At 58.7% G+C, this 15,291-nt stretch carries 13 protein-coding genes and 4 pseudogenes; 10 read left to right on the top strand and 7 right to left on the bottom strand.

All coding sequences use genetic code 11. The features are described from left to right. Positions 1–203: 203 nt before the first annotated feature. Positions 204–1,994, top strand: a complete 1,791-nt coding sequence (locus KQH60_RS09655) for an acyl-CoA dehydrogenase (RefSeq protein WP_237576255.1) — start codon at positions 204–206, stop codon at positions 1,992–1,994. Between the two features lie 167 nt (positions 1,995–2,161). After that, positions 2,162–3,349: a beta-ketothiolase BktB gene (gene bktB, locus KQH60_RS09650; protein WP_237576254.1), complete on the top strand. Its 1,188-nt coding sequence runs from the start codon at positions 2,162–2,164 to the stop codon at positions 3,347–3,349. A gap of 103 nt (positions 3,350–3,452) precedes the next feature. On the opposite strand, the pseudogene KQH60_RS09645 reads toward bktB, so the two are convergent. Next, a pseudogene (locus KQH60_RS09645) lies at positions 3,453–3,635 on the bottom strand (IS110 family transposase); the annotation flags it as partial. 135 nt (positions 3,636–3,770) lie between these two features. Between KQH60_RS09645 and KQH60_RS09640 the strand changes: the two are divergent. Then, positions 3,771–3,950 (top strand): hypothetical protein, encoded by a 180-nt coding sequence (locus KQH60_RS09640; RefSeq protein ID WP_237576253.1) that lies wholly within the window; start codon positions 3,771–3,773, stop codon positions 3,948–3,950. A 369-nt stretch (positions 3,951–4,319) separates the two neighbouring features. Here KQH60_RS09640 and KQH60_RS09635 read toward each other — a convergent pair whose 3' ends face one another. Together KQH60_RS09635 and KQH60_RS09630 are read right to left on the bottom strand one after the other, a co-directional pair. Then, positions 4,320–5,651, bottom strand: coding sequence for a hypothetical protein (locus KQH60_RS09635; RefSeq protein ID WP_368669333.1), 1,332 nt, complete (start codon positions 5,649–5,651; stop codon positions 4,320–4,322). Between the two features lie 1,315 nt (positions 5,652–6,966). Further along, positions 6,967–8,340 (bottom strand): hypothetical protein, encoded by a 1,374-nt coding sequence (locus KQH60_RS09630; protein ID WP_237576251.1) that lies wholly within the window; start codon positions 8,338–8,340, stop codon positions 6,967–6,969. A gap of 357 nt (positions 8,341–8,697) precedes the next feature. On the opposite strand from KQH60_RS09630, the pseudogene KQH60_RS09625 reads away from it, so the two are divergent. From KQH60_RS09625 to KQH60_RS09605, 5 genes and pseudogenes are all read left to right on the top strand, one after another. After that, positions 8,698–9,736 (top strand): annotated as a pseudogene (locus tag KQH60_RS09625) (IS481 family transposase). Positions 9,737–9,815: 79 nt separating this feature from the next. Continuing rightward, positions 9,816–10,146: pseudogene (locus KQH60_RS09620) on the top strand (Tn3 family transposase); the annotation flags it as partial. 191 nt (positions 10,147–10,337) lie between these two features. Then, complete coding sequence (locus KQH60_RS09615; protein WP_237576250.1) at positions 10,338–10,634, top strand: type II toxin-antitoxin system Phd/YefM family antitoxin; 297 nt, start codon at positions 10,338–10,340, stop codon at positions 10,632–10,634. Beyond that, positions 10,588–10,890, top strand: coding sequence for a Txe/YoeB family addiction module toxin (locus KQH60_RS09610; RefSeq protein ID WP_237576249.1), 303 nt, complete (start codon positions 10,588–10,590; stop codon positions 10,888–10,890). The genes KQH60_RS09615 and KQH60_RS09610 overlap by 47 nt, the downstream gene beginning before the upstream one ends. A gap of 51 nt (positions 10,891–10,941) precedes the next feature. Continuing rightward, positions 10,942–11,139 (top strand): annotated as a pseudogene (locus tag KQH60_RS09605) (tyrosine-type recombinase/integrase); the annotation flags it as partial. 3 nt (positions 11,140–11,142) lie between these two features. Here KQH60_RS09605 and KQH60_RS09600 read toward each other — a convergent pair. From KQH60_RS09600 to KQH60_RS09585, 4 genes are all read right to left on the bottom strand, one after another. Then, a complete protein-coding gene (locus KQH60_RS09600; RefSeq protein ID WP_237576248.1) occupies positions 11,143–11,550 on the bottom strand; it encodes a PIN domain-containing protein in 408 nt (135 codons plus the stop codon). Further along, a complete protein-coding gene (locus KQH60_RS09595; RefSeq protein ID WP_237576247.1) occupies positions 11,537–11,770 on the bottom strand; it encodes an AbrB/MazE/SpoVT family DNA-binding domain-containing protein in 234 nt (77 codons plus the stop codon). The genes KQH60_RS09600 and KQH60_RS09595 overlap by 14 nt, the downstream gene beginning before the upstream one ends. A 656-nt stretch (positions 11,771–12,426) precedes the next feature. Further along, positions 12,427–13,668 (bottom strand): hypothetical protein, encoded by a 1,242-nt coding sequence (locus KQH60_RS09590; protein ID WP_237576246.1) that lies wholly within the window; start codon positions 13,666–13,668, stop codon positions 12,427–12,429. 147 nt (positions 13,669–13,815) lie between these two features. Further along, positions 13,816–14,256: a CBS domain-containing protein gene (locus KQH60_RS09585; RefSeq protein WP_237576245.1), complete on the bottom strand. Its 441-nt coding sequence runs from the start codon at positions 14,254–14,256 to the stop codon at positions 13,816–13,818. Between the two features lie 240 nt (positions 14,257–14,496). Here KQH60_RS09585 and KQH60_RS09580 point away from each other — a divergent pair, with 240 nt between their 5' ends. Continuing rightward, a complete protein-coding gene (locus KQH60_RS09580) occupies positions 14,497–14,667 on the top strand; it encodes a hypothetical protein (protein WP_237576244.1) in 171 nt (56 codons plus the stop codon). Positions 14,668–14,759: 92 nt separating this feature from the next. After that, a complete protein-coding gene (locus KQH60_RS09575; RefSeq protein WP_237576243.1) occupies positions 14,760–15,257 on the top strand; it encodes a hypothetical protein in 498 nt (165 codons plus the stop codon). The last annotated feature ends 34 nt before the right edge of the window (positions 15,258–15,291 follow it).

Here is a 15,291-nt window from a genome sequence, read left to right as displayed (position 1 = left end):
CGCTCGTCGCAGGCGGTACATCACCGGCGCGCGGCACGTTTTGTCAATGAAAAGGCAGCTTTGGATAATGGCTCCGTAGCCATTCGTCGTTACGATGTTGTGTGATCGAACGCCGTGTGCGTTCGGCGCGTACGGTGGCAAAGCAGCGGCAGGCCGTGCGCTTTGGGTGGACGACGCTGCGATGTTTGAAGAGGAGCCAAGCGATGAGCTATCGTGCACCAGTCAAGGATATGTTGTTTACGATGACCGCGTTGGCGGACATCGATGCGGTTAGCCGCCTGCCCGGCTATGAGGATGCGACGCTCGAAACCGCGCAAGCCGTGCTTGAGGAAGCCGCAAAATTCGCCGAGCAGGTACTCGCGCCGCTGAACCGTACCGGGGATAGGCAGCCGTCCACATGGGCCGACGGGGCGGTCACCACGACTCCAGGATTCAAGCAGGCCTATAGCCAATACGCGCAAGGCGGCTGGCAGGCCATCGTGCATCCGCGTGAATTTGGCGGACAGGGCTTGCCCAAGCTCATTGCGACTGCATGCAATGAGATGATCAATGCGGCGAACCTGGCATGGGCGCTCTGCCCGTTGTTGACCGATGGCGCGATTGAGGCGTTGCTGACTGCCGGCAGCGACGTGCAGAAGGCGCGCTACCTGCCCAAGCTGGTCGCCGGCGAATGGACCGGCACGATGAACTTAACCGAGCCGCAGGCCGGCTCGGACCTGTCGCTGGTGCGCACGCGCGCGCAACGCCAGGCAGACGGCACCTACAAGCTGTTTGGCACGAAGATCTTCATCACCTACGGCGAGCATGACATGGCGGACAACATCGTCCATCTCGTGTTGGCCCGCACACCCGACGCGCCGCCGGGCATCAAGGGCATTTCGCTGTTCATCGTGCCGAAGTTCCTGTTCGGCGGTGATGGTGTGCCGGGCGTGCGCAACGACGTGGATTGCGTGTCGATCGAACACAAGCTCGGTATTAACGCGAGTCCGACCGCGGTGCTGCAGTTTGGTGACCACGGGGGGGCGATTGGCGAGCTGATCGGTGAGGAAAACCGCGGTTTGGAGTACATGTTTATCATGATGAACTCGGCACGGTTCTCGGTCGGCATGCAGGGCGTGGCGATTGCTGAGCGCGCCTACCAACAGGCCGCTGCGTATGCGGCCGAGCGCGTGCAGAGCCGACCGGTCGATGGCTCGGCCAAGCAGGCAGTAACGATTGACCAGCATCCGGATGTCAAGCGGATGCTGATGACGATGCGCGCATTGATCGAGGGCGCACGCTCGCTGAACTACTTTGCTGCGTCCGCCTGCGATATCGCGCATCGGCATCCGGACGCTTCGGTGCGGGAGCAATATGCGCGGCGCTATGAGTTCCTGGTGCCGATTGTCAAAGGCTGGAGCACCGAGTTGTCGGTCGAGGTTGCCAGCATGGGCGTGCAGGTCCACGGTGGCATGGGTTTCATCGAGGAAACCGGCGCCGCACAGCATTACCGTGACGCACGCATTCTGCCGATTTACGAAGGCACGACCGCCATCCAAGCAAACGATCTGGTGGGTCGCAAGACCGTGCACGACGGCGGCGCGGTCGCTCGCGGGCTGTGCGAGCAGATTGCGCTCACTGAGTGCGAGCTAGCCCATCACGAGGAGCCAGTATTCGCGGCGATGCGCGAGCGCCTGGCGGCGGCGCGCGCTGCGCTGGCCGAATCGATCGAGTTCGTGATCGGTCACGCGAAGACGGATCCGAATGCAGTCTATGCTGGCAGTGTGCCGTACCTGAAACTATTCGGCATCGTGCTGTGTGGATGGCAGCTCGCGCGCGCGATGCTTGCGGCGCATGCCACACGGGCACAGGATCCGGTGTTCTGTGACGCAAAAATCGCGACCGCGCATTGCTTTGCCCATCACGTGCTGCCGCAGGCGGACGCGCTGCGTGTGGCAATCGTCAGCGCCGCGAATGGCGAAGGCGCATTGGCGCCAGTACGGCACGCGGCATGAGCGGTACGATAATAGGTGTCATGGATGACATGAACGGTATGTGCCCTACGCGTCGTCGCGCAGCGCGCAACTGATCGAGCAATACGGATCGCGCGGCCCCCGCTACCCGAGCATGTGACGCCGCACAGCGGCGCGGTGTATATTGGACCCTCTGACAGGAGGCTGTCATGCAAAGAGAAGTCGTGATCGTTTCGGGCGTACGCACGGCGATCGGCACATTCGGCGGCGCGTTGAAGGACGTGCCGCCGACCGTGCTTGGCGCGACGGTCGTGCGCGAATCGCTGGCCCGCGCCGGCGTCGCGGGCGACGAGGTCGGGCATGTGGTGTTCGGCCATGTGGTCAACACCGAGCCCAAGGATATGTATATGGCGCGCGTGGCGGCGTTGGATGGCGGCGTGTCGCAGCATGCCCCCGCGTTGACCGTCAACCGGTTGTGCGGCTCCGGGCTGCAAGCCGTAGTGTCGGCTGCTCAGTCGATCCTGCTCGGTGAGACGGACGTCGCGGTAGCCGGCGGCGCGGAAAACATGAGCCGGGCGCCGCATTCGACGCAGGTTTCGCGCTGGGGCCAGCGCATGGGCGATTTCAAGCTGGTTGACATGATGACCGGTGCGCTGACCGATCCTTTCCATTCGTATCATATGGGGGTGACGGCCGAGCATGTCGCCGCCGAGCACGGCGTTAGCCGCGCTGATCAGGACCAGCTCGCGGTCGAAAGCCACCGGCGCGCCGCACACGCGATTAAGAACGGCTACTTTGCCGGCCAGATCGTGCCGGTTATGCGCAAGGCCGGCAAAGGCGAAGTTGTGTTCAATACCGACCAGCACGTGCGCCACGACGTGACGTTGGAGCAACTGGCCAAGCTACGCCCGGTATTCTTAAAGGAGAACGGCACAGTGACCGCGGGCAATGCGTCGGGCATCAACGATGCCGCCGCCGCGCTGGTGCTCACCGAGCGTGCGCATGCGCAGCGCCGCGGTTTGAAGCCGCTCGCGCGGCTGGTGACCTATGCGTATGCCGGTGTCGATCCGCGCTACATGGGAATCGGCCCGGTGCCCGCATCGCGGCTCGCGTTGCAAAAGGCCGGTATTGCGGTCGGTGCGCTCGACGTGATCGAGGTGAACGAGGCGTTTGCCGCCCAGGCGTGCGCGGTCACCCGCGAGCTTGAACTGGATCCCGCAAAGGTCAATCCGAACGGCTCAGGTATCTCGCTCGGCCATCCGATCGGCGCGACCGGCGCGCTGATTGCCGTCAAGGCGATCCACGAGTTGCAGCGCATCGGCGGCCGTTATGCGCTGGTGACGATGTGCATCGGCGGTGGCCAGGGTATCGCAGCCGTCTTTGAAAACTTGCAGTGAGCGCGTCTTGGCATTTGCATGACACGATAAGCAACTGTCTTGATGGCCAAGTATTTTTAGCCCGATGCAGAAGTGACGCATTCCACGGCTTGTCTGCCTCGACTATTGCATTGAGGACGGTCAGCCGTTTGCAGGCGACCAACGCGGCCTTCTTCGGTTTTCCTGCGCTCACGAGGCGGTCGTAAGACGTCTTGATGACTGGATTGAATTGAACGGTGACAAGCGCTGCCATGTACAGAGCGCGGCGTACCACGCCGCGCCTGCCGAAGATCGTGCGTTGGCTACGCATGAGGCTGGAATATCGATTGCGTTGCAGGTGCCGCCTAGCGCTCCAATGTAGGAGCTAATTGATGCGACGCACGTAGCGCTCAAATCGGGTCTCTCCTACAATTGCGACGTCTACCAAGTGGTAGCGGATACTATGCGCCATCGCTTGACGCCAGCGTTGCTTGAGCGCGGGTGCGACTGCGTCGAGTGCGGCGACTCCAGCATGGAAGTGTACTACGCGCGCCAGTATTTCGCGGCGCGTGAGCTGTGCGAGCGCCAGCACGCGGCTAAGGCAAGACTGGCGCTCGCGCCGGGGAGGCGCTTGGCACATTGATCTTCCACAACCGCAAGCAGACTACGAGTTGCGTTGTGACGCAGTGGGAGAATGGCCGTGGCACGCTACGCGGTCGCCGAGGCCGCCAAATTGTCGAGATTCAGCGCGATGCGCTAGCAATCGAATATGCGGTTGAGCGTTTCTTTGAACGTCGTGCACTACACACCGATAAGCAAGTGGTGCCACCGGCAACGCTCTTCACTTAAGCCGGGGGCGTGTCCTGGTCATCGGCAACCGGCATGCAAGAATTATCTTGACTACGCCTCAAAAGATCAATTCGTCGTCGCCATCGAGGTTAGGCTCGAGGACAAGGACACGGTTGGGGGCCGAGTCGAACGCGGACGACACTATCGCGTGTTCAGCCACGGGTTAATGTGGCAGACTTCTAAGCCAAAGCGCGCTGTCCTGGATCCGCGCTCGAGCCGACTCGGAGAACTGGTTGGTTTCCATAAATCGGGTGATTTCACCCGTCACCATATTCCATTGACGATCGTTTAAATTAGATAGCAACCACTTAGCCCGAAGTTTGCTGAGCACGTCCCATAAGGCAGCTTCGCCCGCGCCATTCAGTAGGCTCAACCCCTGCTGCCAAACCCACTTTACCAGTGCATCGTCTAGTTTGTAGGTATACGTTAGTAGGCCGAGTGCGGCCTGCGCGCGCTGCGCTGGCAGTATGCGCAGCAATGCCGGCTCCAGTAACTGAAGTTCGTATGCGTGGTGCTCACGAGGTAAATCCGTCAACCCCTCCAGAAGATCGCGTAGCGCAATGCTCAACTGTTCGTCAGGCAGCGACAGCGCCACATCACGCAGCTGCGTGTACTGTGCGAGCCGCTCCGCGTGCGGCAAAGCCCATATGGCACTGGCTAACATGCCAACCGATTCGCCTTGATGAGAGGGGGGCAGTTGCAACGCTTGTTCGCGTAATACCGCATACAGCCCAGGGAGACGGTCGTCGCTTCCACCAAAGTGAATCATTCGCCTACACAATACCGGGATCAGCTCCGCTTGCTCGGACATTCTCAAGGACGCAAGCCGAGCCACGAGCGCCTGATAACGCTTGGCAAACTCAGCAGAGCCAAACAACAAGAATTCCAAACTGTCAGCGAGTTCCGTCCAGATATTGTCTTGCTCGGGCGCACGCCGCTGCGCCATCGCGTAAGCGAAGTCGAATAATTCATCCCGCTGGCTCCAATGGAAATCGCGCAATGTATGCAGCAACAGCGCTTTTTGTATCTGCACGCCATCCTTCGGAATGCGCTGCGCGGCTGCGAACAATCGCTTGAACGCCTCGCCTTGCTCGGCCTCCGGCAATGCTTGCAGGCGCTGGCGCAGCGCGTCAAGCGGCTCGACGTGCTGCGCCGGATCGGCGAGCGTGCCATCCATCTCATTGAGCAGCTGGTTGACTGACGCGAGACTGACGGCTTGGTTGGCTCGTTGCCAGTAGCGGTAGACTAACCGCCGACTTTGCATCGCATGATACGTACGACGATCGACTGCTGAAAAATTTCTCACGTCTTGAACGGGCACGTAGTCACCGATCCGTTCAATGAGTTCGCGCGGCAGGTCATGATACGTCGCGGGCCAGCTGGCCAACGGGCTCGCCAGCCTACCGCTTGCTGGTTTCAGTATCGACGGGAGTGCCGACGCAGCAGGCTGCGGGCACGACTCCAATGCACACATGTAGGCTCGGGAGTCGTTCAAAGCGACATTCAGGTCAAAGTCCATCTGTAAGCTCGGCAGTCGATAAAAAACGGCGCAATACGAAGTGAGGCCACACACCAGATTAGCTAAAAGTGGGAAGCTGAGCACAGCGGTGGACTTTGACCGTCATGTTCTTGGCGGATAGTGTAATGCCAATATGCGGAAGTTGTTACATCGTCTGTTGGCAACTCACATTTTGAAGAAGCTTGTGCGAAGCTGGCAATAGTAAGCAGCAAGCAGCCGAAATAACGTGCGGATCGAATAAGTGATGGTGCGGGTTCAGTTACATTCCACCATTCCCGGCCGCACCGTACACACGTAGCTTGGAGCGCATGAAGCTGGCCCATTTCGCACGGAGCGTCGGTAAAGATAGAGAATTTATTACACAATCTTTGCGTAGAGGCCGCATGGGAGTGGATACACGCGGGCACACAGGTGAACGTAGTAGGCCCTTCACAATAGATCGCGTCACGATATCATTAGGAATGTGAAACACAATAATAAAAAGTCGGTTTAATATCGATCTCTGAATTTGCCTGTGAGAAACGAATCCCTTGCCTAGAATAAAAATCAAGCAAGAAGGGTCTAGATGTCGAGTCACGCTCGAATTCAAGCTGGAAGCAGTTTGACTGGTAAAAGCCGGTCAAAAAAGCATGGCAACAGTGGCAACAACGCTGAGAGTACCGAAACAGACCCTGCACAACTGGGGGAAGGCAGCGCGTGACGTGAAGCTGCCGAGAGCCGTCACGATGCCGTCGAGTGCTAAATGTACGCGACACTGGAAATGCCATTTTTATTCACCGGACGCGCGTCGGCTCAATTAGCTGGAATCGTAGAACGAGTGGATCGAGCGCCTGATTGGCGAGCGGGTGATGGTGATCAACGGCCTAAAAGAATCCATCCAAAAGAAATCAGTACTTCGACGGGTTAGCGAAACGCGCTGGAAGTTATGATTTGGCGGGGCTGATCCAACTTTGCCCAACGCTGGGCTAGTTTGGCGCTGCGAAAAAATCATCCTAATGCGCGAATGTTTTGGCCACTGGCGCGGGCCGTTGTCCGATGCGTCGCGCGTAGAGCAGCCACGTGGCTGGCCTTGCGCAAACCGTCGGCGCTGATCATCACGATTGCGATGCACAGCATGCAAATGATGGGCGTGCTGTGATAGCCTGCCGATGAGGCAAACTGGCTCAAGATTGGGCGTTTCGGTGCCTTTACCGACGACTTTAGTGAATTTCCGTCCTCCGGGATGTCGATATCCGACGCCTCGATACACTGGAATTGTCCAACGATTGATGTACTTGAGCTACTGTGGCGGTTAATCCGGCGGACTCCTGAGCCAGGATTCACTGTCGTGGATTCGCGCCTGGGCGGGTTTGGAAAAATGGTTGGCTTTCATAAAACGCGTGATCTCGCCCATCGCCACTTTCCATTTGCGATTGTTTAGGTGCCACAGCACCCCATTGGCCCGAAGCTCGCTCAGTACCTCCCATAAAGCGGCTTCACCTGCCCCGTTCAGTAAACTCAATCCCTGCTGCCATCCCCGCTTGGCTAGCGTGTCATTGATGAAATAGATACTTCTAATTAACCCGGCTGCTGCTTGCGTGCGCTGCGCCGCGGGCACGCGCCCCAAATAGCGTTCCAGCAACGCCAGCTCCTGCGCTTGTTGCTTAGGTGAGAACCAACCCAGTCCTTCAGGCAAACGCTGCAGCGCGACCCCCCACTGGTCATCGGGCAGCGACAGCGCCCAATCGCGCATTTGCGCATACCGCGTGGGTTGCTCCGCTTCTGGAAAGCGCCGCACGTAACTTGCCAACGCGCCGACCGATGCGCCTTGATGAGAGGGGGGCAGGCGTAACGCGTAGTCGTGTAAGAGGGTATAAAGCTCAGGGATGCGCGGGTCTGCTTGATTAAATTTACTTAGTAAACGGGTCAATGTGGGAATGATCTGCGCTTGCTCGGCTACGCTCAACGACGGCAGCCGTGCCAGAATCTTGTAATACCACTGAGCAAACTCAGGGGTCTCAGGTGTGTCGAGGGAAAAATTCGACAGTCCAAGCGCCAGTTCCGGCCACACATTGTCCTGCCCGGGCTCGCGCTGTTCGGCCAGCGCGTAAGCAAAGTCAAACAGCTCCATCCATTCGAGCTCGTAGGTGAAATCCCGGTGCATGAGCAACAGTGCTTTTTGTATCTGCACGCCGTCTTGCGGGATACGCTGCGCAGCTGCGAATAAACGCTGAAACACATCGCCGCGATCTGCGCTGTGTAATGCTCGCAGCCGCTGGCATAGCGCGTCCATGGGTTCAACGTGCTGCGCTGGATCGGCGAGCGTGCCGTCCATCTCATCGAGCAGGCGGTTGATCGACTCAAAGGTCACCGCTTGCTTTGCTCGTTGCCAATAGTTATGAACGAGGCGCCGGGTCTGCATTGCATAATAGGTGCGCCGGTCAACGGTGGCAAATGGCATCACGTCTTGGACGGGCACGTAGTCACCAATGCGCGCAATGACTTCGGTCGGCAGGTCCTGATAGGTGGTGGGCCGCTTGGCCGATGGGGGTGTCAGCGCGGCGCTGGGTGGCTGCGGTGGTGGTGCCGACGTGGTGGGTGCCGGGCGAGCCTCTAATGCGCAGATATAGGCCTGATAGTCGTTTAAAGCGGCATTCAGATCGAAGTCCATCGGCAAGCTTAGCAAGAAGTAAAGAAGACGCCACGCGTAGCGAGGTTGCGCAGCAGGCTAGCGAAAAGTGGGCACAGGCGCGCAGCGATACGTCACAAGCGCGAGGTTTTGGGCGGATGACATAAGCCGGCGGATAAGCTGCGGTATAACAGGTGAGTGATGCAAGCGGGTAACGACAGGAGACATCGGCCTAGCAATAACTAAATGTGCGTAGCATGTCAGGTCGTTTTAGCCAAGCGGATCAGTTGCTGCGCTCCATTGCAGTGAACTAGACTAAATCTGACAGTGGTTGGTTTTTCATGCTGGTGCGCGTTACCGCGCAGGGCGTAGCCCGGAGCGGTAACGCGCACCACGAACAGCAAGGAGTCCGCCATGACTCAGGAACAGAAAGTCATCCGTGCCAAAGTCGGCATGCTCGAATTGGCCCGGCAACTGGGCAACGTCAGCCAAGCTTGTCGCGTGATGGGTTACTCACGCGAGAGCTTCTACCGATTCAAGGAACTGTACGATAAAGGCGGCGAAGCGGCGCTGCAGGAAATCTCCCACCGCCGCCCGCTGCTCAAAAACCGCGTGGATCCGCAGATCGAGACGGCCGTGGTTGAACTGGCCCTGGAACTGCCCGCTTATGGTCAGATTCGGATCGCCAATGAAATGCTCAAGCGCCATGCACTAAAAGTCTCGCCTCAGGGCGTTCGCAGCATCTGGCTGCGTCATGATCTGCAGACTATGAACGAAGCGTCTAAAGGCGCTGGAAGCCAAATCTGCTCAGGAAGGACTGGTGTTGACCGAAGCTCAGCTGGTCGCGCTGGAGCGAGCCAAACGGGAAAAAGAGGCCCACGGCGAGTTCGAGTCTGAATGTCCGGGCTACTGCGGCGCACAGGATACGTTCTATGTCGGTAGCCTCAAAGGCGTAGGTCGTGTTTATCAACAGACCTTTGTCGACACCTACTCGAAGGTGGCATTGGCCAAGCTCTACGATCGCAAGACACCGCTGCCGGCGGCTGACTTGCTCAATGATCGCGTTGTCCCATTCTTCGACAGTTTCGGCATCCCGCTGCTGCGCGTGCTCACGGATCGCGGCACCGAATACTGTGGCAACCCCGAGCATCACGAATATGAGCTATATTTGGCCGTAGAAGACATCGACCATACCCGTACCAAGGCCAAGTCGCCGCAGACCAACGGCATTGTCGAACGGTTGCACAAGACTATGCTCAACGAGTTCTATCGCGTCGTATTCCGCAAGAAAATCTACGAATCGATTGACGCCTTACAGACCGACCTCGATGCATGGCTCGACCAGTACAACAATGAACGTGAACATCAGGGGCGTTGGTGTTATGGTAAAGCGCCGATGCGCACCTTCCTCGATTCACTGGAACTTGCCAAGGAGAAACTCATTCCACATTGACCCCTTCTTCTCTATCGGCCCGGCTACCTGTCAGTTCAAGTTCCAGCTAATACAGATGAACCATCAGCACGTTCTCTCCTTTGCTGCCCACTGGGGTGCCGGCAACACCTCGTCGTCAGATGGTCAGTTCTATCCGGCCGGGAGGTATCGCCGAACACGTGGAACAGATCAACCTGCTCTACGGTATGCACTCTGGCATCACGCTCTATACGCACATGTCCGGTCGCTACGCGCCGTACCATGTGAAGTCGATCGTCCTCACCATGCGCGACGTGATGTACGTGCTGCTTTATCGCGGATCTGAGCGACGTATCGACGAATACTACACCGACACCCACGCTTTCACCGATCACATCTTCGCGCTATGTCACGCGCTCGGCTTCCGGTTCGCACCGCGCATTCGCGATCTGCTGAAACATCCAACAAAACTGTTGCAACATTGTACAATATTACGTACAATAATATCATTCTTTTTAGCATCAGTTATTTCTGTGCATGGCGATGATGGTGCCACGCTCTGTTTGATGTGCGGCGATCAACAAGTGTAAAAGCATATCGCCTGCATCTGGCAGCCCAGCACTAGGCAAGTGAGAAGATAGATATGAATATCCTGACTTTTAGCGAGGCTAGAGCCGGCTTTAAACAGGCGCTGGATACAGTATGTAGGGACCATGAGCCGACTGTCATCACGCGACAGCGCGGTGAGCATGTGGTTATGATTTCGCTAGATGATTACAATAGTATGCAGGAAACTCTGCATCTTTTGGGGAATCCGACGAATGCTGATCGCCTGCGCCAATCTATTGCTGAATTTAGGGCCAGCAAGACCTTTGTAAAGGGCTTGCTAAAAAATGACACAGCAGAAAAAGACGAAAAACAAAGCCGCAGCAGTCAATAACTGCAAAGTTGCGTGGAGTTCGAACGGGTGGGAGGATTACCTGTACTGGCAAGAGCACGACCGAGCCATCGTGGAAGAGATTAATGGTCTCATCGAGGAAATTTCTCGCCATCCCTTCAAGGGTACAGGCAAGCCTGAGCCTTTGAAGGGCGACTTAACTGGCTTTTGGTCGCGTCGTATCACTAAGGCCGACCGTCTTGTCTATATTGTTCAAGACGGCATCATTTATGTAATGCAGTGCCGGTTTCATTACTGATTTGATTGCGGCACCGTGTCAGCGTCGGATAGATACGACACTGCCGGTGCTGCGGCCCGAATTTGGCTACGCCACAGCGCGGGCTCGCATATGGCCGACAGACATCTCGATTTGCGCCTGGTGCGTGACAATTTAGGCCACGTGTCGTTGATTACCACGAGCCTTTATTTGGCGCGGCAAGGCAAAGTCATTGAAGTGTTCGCTCGTGCGTTCTTGCTAAAAACAAACTGGGGTGCCGTTAAGCCCTAACCCTTATATAAAAGGATTAGCGATCGTTAGACCATTTTCCAAAATTTGGCCGTGGTTCATATCTTCACTGTACAATGTCTTGCACCCGGCTGCGGTGGCCGCCGCAATGATACACGCATCGTAGAAAGAAAATTGATGTCGTTGTGCAATCTGCCGTGCACCATCATGCATCTCAATCGTCAGCGGCATAACTTTGCAAAAACGACGAACTAATGCCAAGAACTGCCCGATGTCGTCCCAACTCATCTGCAGCTTGCGACGACATACGTTTGTCACTTCATTGAGTACCTGCACACTGATAACAGCTTGACGCTTGAGCAGTGCTTCGGCATGGTCAGCTTTCACATCGGCTGCAAGCAAATAAAGCACCACGTTACTGTCCAAAAACACAGAAGACTTAGCTGCGCTCATTGGCGTCGTCTCGACGGAACTTGAAATCGGCTGGCAACTTACCCCGGAAAGCTCGTAGCCTTTCCAGCAGCGCATCCGTGCCCGGTTTCTTGCGGACCGCAAAGGTGCTTGGATCATCCACAACAATCTCAATGTCATCACCTTCCTGTATTTTCAACGCTTCTACAACGGAAGCGGGTAACCGGACGGCGAGACTGTTTCCCCATTTAGCAACTTGCATGACGCACCTCTATGATATACAAATTTATTGTATATCAATCATGACGCGATGCAACCTGCGTAAGAAAAAAGCGCATTACAAAGCAATGCGAGTGATGTACAAGCGTTGGCTGGCGCTGCGCGAGCTGCACTCGCGTGCCATCTTGTTAATTAATCCGCCGCACACCGGGTAATCGTTAGCGCGGCGCTATTGGACTTGGACAGCGTTTACGGGTGCGTGCTGTGCCGGCTGCATTTGGCCGCGCAACGTAGTGCTCTTTTTCTTGCTGCGGCCATCCACTGCTCCCCCACGACCTTAGCCCTTGGAGTTGACGCGTCCTTTGCTGCCACGCTGTGTTTCAACATCGAAGAATGTCGCTCCGTGGCGCTGCCGCTTGCTGGGCGAAAAGGCGCTCGCCGCGCGGCGTTCTGCTTCGCGCGTGAGCTGTCTGCCGCCGACAACTACCGTCCCCCTGGTTCGCCGTCCATGTCCCACAACTGTAGCTCAGTCGGTGCCGCGTCAAGTCGCGTGGGACCGTGTCAGTCGCTGCGCTCCATCCCGACCCATCCCACGCTTGATTCCTTGGCAGGGCGCTGGCCCGAGCTACAGTCGCGGGATGACGAACTCAGGGGAGCGGCGGCGGCCACGAAGCGCAGTCCGCCAACTGGGTAGAACACTTAACGCTGGGGCTCCAAATCTAAGTGCTCGTATTGATCGTCGATCGGCGCCGCCGGTTCGTCGTCGATTGAAGCCGCAGCGTTGGTATCGGCAGGTGGCCGCACGGGCGCCGGGCGCGTAGCCGCGGTGGCCGGCCGGATCGATTGCGGGGACGGTAGCGCGACGGCCTGGGCCGTCAATGCCGCGGTTGCTTCGGCGGCGGATGGCGGGGCATGCGGACCGGTTGCCTCGGCAGCATGCGGCACGGCGGCGGTCGGCGGGCGGGGCACGGCCGCGGCGGTCGAGGGGACCGTCTGTACACCATAGACAACCGGTGGCTGGGTCGGGTCGACGCGAGCCGCTTGCGGCGGCAGTGGCGTGATCGCGTCCTGTGTTAAAGCGTCGGTTGCCGCGCGTGCCTCGGCGCGGGACACACTTGGCGTGTCGGCAACTGGCTGCATTGGCTCGGCCGGCACAGCGGCGGCCATCGCATGCTGGGCGGGATGTGTCCCGACCGGTACGGTGTGCGCGTCGGTGTCTTGCGTCTTTGAGGCGGTAGCGCTGCGCACCCTCGCATGAAATGCCCGCGGCAGGCTGCGCTGCACGGCGCCCGAGTCCATGCTCGCGGGGCTCGCGCTGCGTGCTGGCGGTATGCTCGCGAATGTCGCAGTATCGGATGTTTGCACGCGTGCTTGCGCCGACGGCGGGATGCTCGACGCTGGCGTGACGGCTTGCTGCGGTGCTTGTGCGCTTAAGCGAGCGGTATTGCTTGCAAGCGTGGCAGCATCGAACAATGGGACGGTGCTGGCGCTCACGTTGGATTGCGTCAGCGCCTTACGGCTCACGATATCGGCATACCGCTGCGGCTCCGACGGCGTCCTGTTCTGGTAGAGCTGGCTAAGTGTTACTCCCAAAGCGCCGGCGCCCAGCGCCAGCAAGGCGGCGAGTGCGACTGTGTGGCGTCGCGCGAGCGGAGCACGTTGCAAGCCGGTCCACGGTGGCGTAACGAACGATGGTGGCGTGGCGTCGAACGAGCGTGCCGTGGCGTACGCCGGTTCGGTTCTCTGTTGTCGCGCGTGGTAGGAACCCTCGTCGTTTGCCGTTGAGTCGGCGCGCGAGCGGGTAACGGCGGCGCGGCTCCCCGCCGGCCCCAGCCGGGGCTCGATCTTGCGCGTGATGCACACTTGTTTGCTGTTGCGCGCCGATCCCCGTCTGATGAAGCCCGGCGCCACGCCATGGGGCGATTTTAATCTGGCGCTCATGGTCCTGGTGGTGACAGTCCGTGAATTAGCCGATCTTAGAGGGGCGACTCAGTGTTTTATGTGCGGGTACGCACATTGCTGAACGCGCCGGCGCATCGATGCGCGCTCGCGCGATGGACTATTTCGCACGCTGGTCCACGCACGCTTCTACGCGTGCTCGCCGCGGATGTAGAACTCTAATTGTTGGATCGTGAACGCCTGGTCGGAGATGATGCTCTTAACCAAGTCTCCGATCGAGATCATGCCGACGAGCCGTCCTTCGTCGATGACAGGCAAATGCCGCAGACGTCGCTCGGTAACCAGCGCCATGCAACTTTGCGCATTGTCCTCCAGCCGCACGTAACGGACGTCGCGTGTCATGATGTCACGCACTGGCGTGGCTTTTGACGAGCGGTCCATCAACACGATCTTGCGTGCGTAGTCGCGCTCGGTGACGATGCCGACAATCTTGCCGTTCTCGGTCACGACCAGCGCGCCGATTTGCTTCTCAGCCATACGCTTCATTGCATCGTAGACCAGTGCGGACGCGTCGATCGTATGCACGGTAGTGTCCGGCTTGCTCTTCAAGATCTGTGCAACGGTAGTCATCGGATGCTCTCCTTGCGCCGGCGCGGGCACGCGGCGGGATCGAATGCGCCGTTCGCGTGGACCGTGGAGCGACAACAAACTATATATTACCTACAAGTATAGGACACGGTATTGGCGGCCACGTTGGGGAAGGGCAGGCCGGCGGCTCGTGCACGGGCCTCGATGATAGGGCGCACGCCATGCGGAACGGCCGGCCGGATCAGCGGTGAGGCCAGCGTTGGGCGCAGCGGGATCAATTGTATGGTTCTTCGCTTGCTGGATCGTGTGGCGAGAATAGCCTCGCGCGTCCGGCTCGAGGGTGGCCCGCTGCAAGGTGTGGCAGTCGGTGAACGCGTGCAGCAGCGCGTAGTGGCTCGTGCCGGTGCATGGGTGCCGGACACGACCACGTACGTCTACGACGCGCCGCTGTGAACCTGCTTCGATGCGTTATGTCGCGACACTGGCGGGCGTGATGCGGTAAGGTACCGGTTCGAGTAAACTGTACCCCTTGACGGACGCGCGGCATGCGCACTACTTTACTGATCGGAATCATGCGCTTACTCGGCTACCGCACTCTATTCGCCGGCGTGGCGCTCGCCACGCTCTGCGGACAGGCTTGCGCGGACGTGGCCGACGGCACGCGCATGGTCAGCCGCTCGCTCGATGAGGCGCTGGCTTGCCACTTGCGTGCCCATGATTTCATTGCGCCGCTGGTGGACGAGGGCTTGATCGGCCCGAAGGCATCACGCGTCGAAGACAACTCGGTCAATGCGTTTTTCCCGGTACGCGGCGCGGACTTGCGCGCCTTCGGATTTTCGGTGATTGCGGTCGTCGGCTACCAGAAGGACGATCCCTTGTTCCGACAAGGTCAGGGCAAACCCATCGGCGATTCAGCCTATGGCGTCGTGGTAATGGGAACCACTCAGCGGGTCAAGGCCCGCGCCGAACACGCTAGCAGTCCGGCGATCGTCCATCATGTCGGCCCACTCGTGACGGCGATTTTCTGCGACGCGCAACGTTGACGCATCGCGAGCCGCTGGCAGGCTGACGTCCGGG

The organism is Mycetohabitans sp. B8 (assembly GCF_021991875.1).
Lineage (GTDB): Bacteria > Pseudomonadota > Gammaproteobacteria > Burkholderiales > Burkholderiaceae > Mycetohabitans.
Note: the sequence above shows the minus strand (reverse complement) of the source record. Positions and strands in the feature narration are given on the sequence as shown.

What these genes read in the sequence shown, in the direction of transcription:
- KQH60_RS09655 (WP_237576255.1), top strand. Translation starts at nt 204, where the DNA reads ATGAGCTATCGTGCACCAGTCAAGGATATGTTGTTTACGATGACCGCG.
- bktB (WP_237576254.1), top strand. Translation starts at nt 2,162, where the DNA reads ATGCAAAGAGAAGTCGTGATCGTTTCGGGCGTACGCACGGCGATCGGC.
- KQH60_RS09640 (WP_237576253.1), top strand. Translation starts at nt 3,771, where the DNA reads ATGCGCCATCGCTTGACGCCAGCGTTGCTTGAGCGCGGGTGCGACTGC.
- KQH60_RS09615 (WP_237576250.1), top strand. Translation starts at nt 10,338, where the DNA reads ATGAATATCCTGACTTTTAGCGAGGCTAGAGCCGGCTTTAAACAGGCG.
- KQH60_RS09610 (WP_237576249.1), top strand. Translation starts at nt 10,588, where the DNA reads ATGACACAGCAGAAAAAGACGAAAAACAAAGCCGCAGCAGTCAATAAC.
- KQH60_RS09600 (WP_237576248.1), bottom strand. Translation starts at nt 11,550, where the DNA reads ATGAGCGCAGCTAAGTCTTCTGTGTTTTTGGACAGTAACGTGGTGCTT.
- KQH60_RS09595 (WP_237576247.1), bottom strand. Translation starts at nt 11,770, where the DNA reads ATGCAAGTTGCTAAATGGGGAAACAGTCTCGCCGTCCGGTTACCCGCT.
- KQH60_RS09590 (WP_237576246.1), bottom strand. Translation starts at nt 13,668, where the DNA reads ATGAGCGCCAGATTAAAATCGCCCCATGGCGTGGCGCCGGGCTTCATC.
- KQH60_RS09585 (WP_237576245.1), bottom strand. Translation starts at nt 14,256, where the DNA reads ATGACTACCGTTGCACAGATCTTGAAGAGCAAGCCGGACACTACCGTG.
- KQH60_RS09580 (WP_237576244.1), top strand. Translation starts at nt 14,497, where the DNA reads ATGGTTCTTCGCTTGCTGGATCGTGTGGCGAGAATAGCCTCGCGCGTC.
- KQH60_RS09575 (WP_237576243.1), top strand. Translation starts at nt 14,760, where the DNA reads ATGCGCACTACTTTACTGATCGGAATCATGCGCTTACTCGGCTACCGC.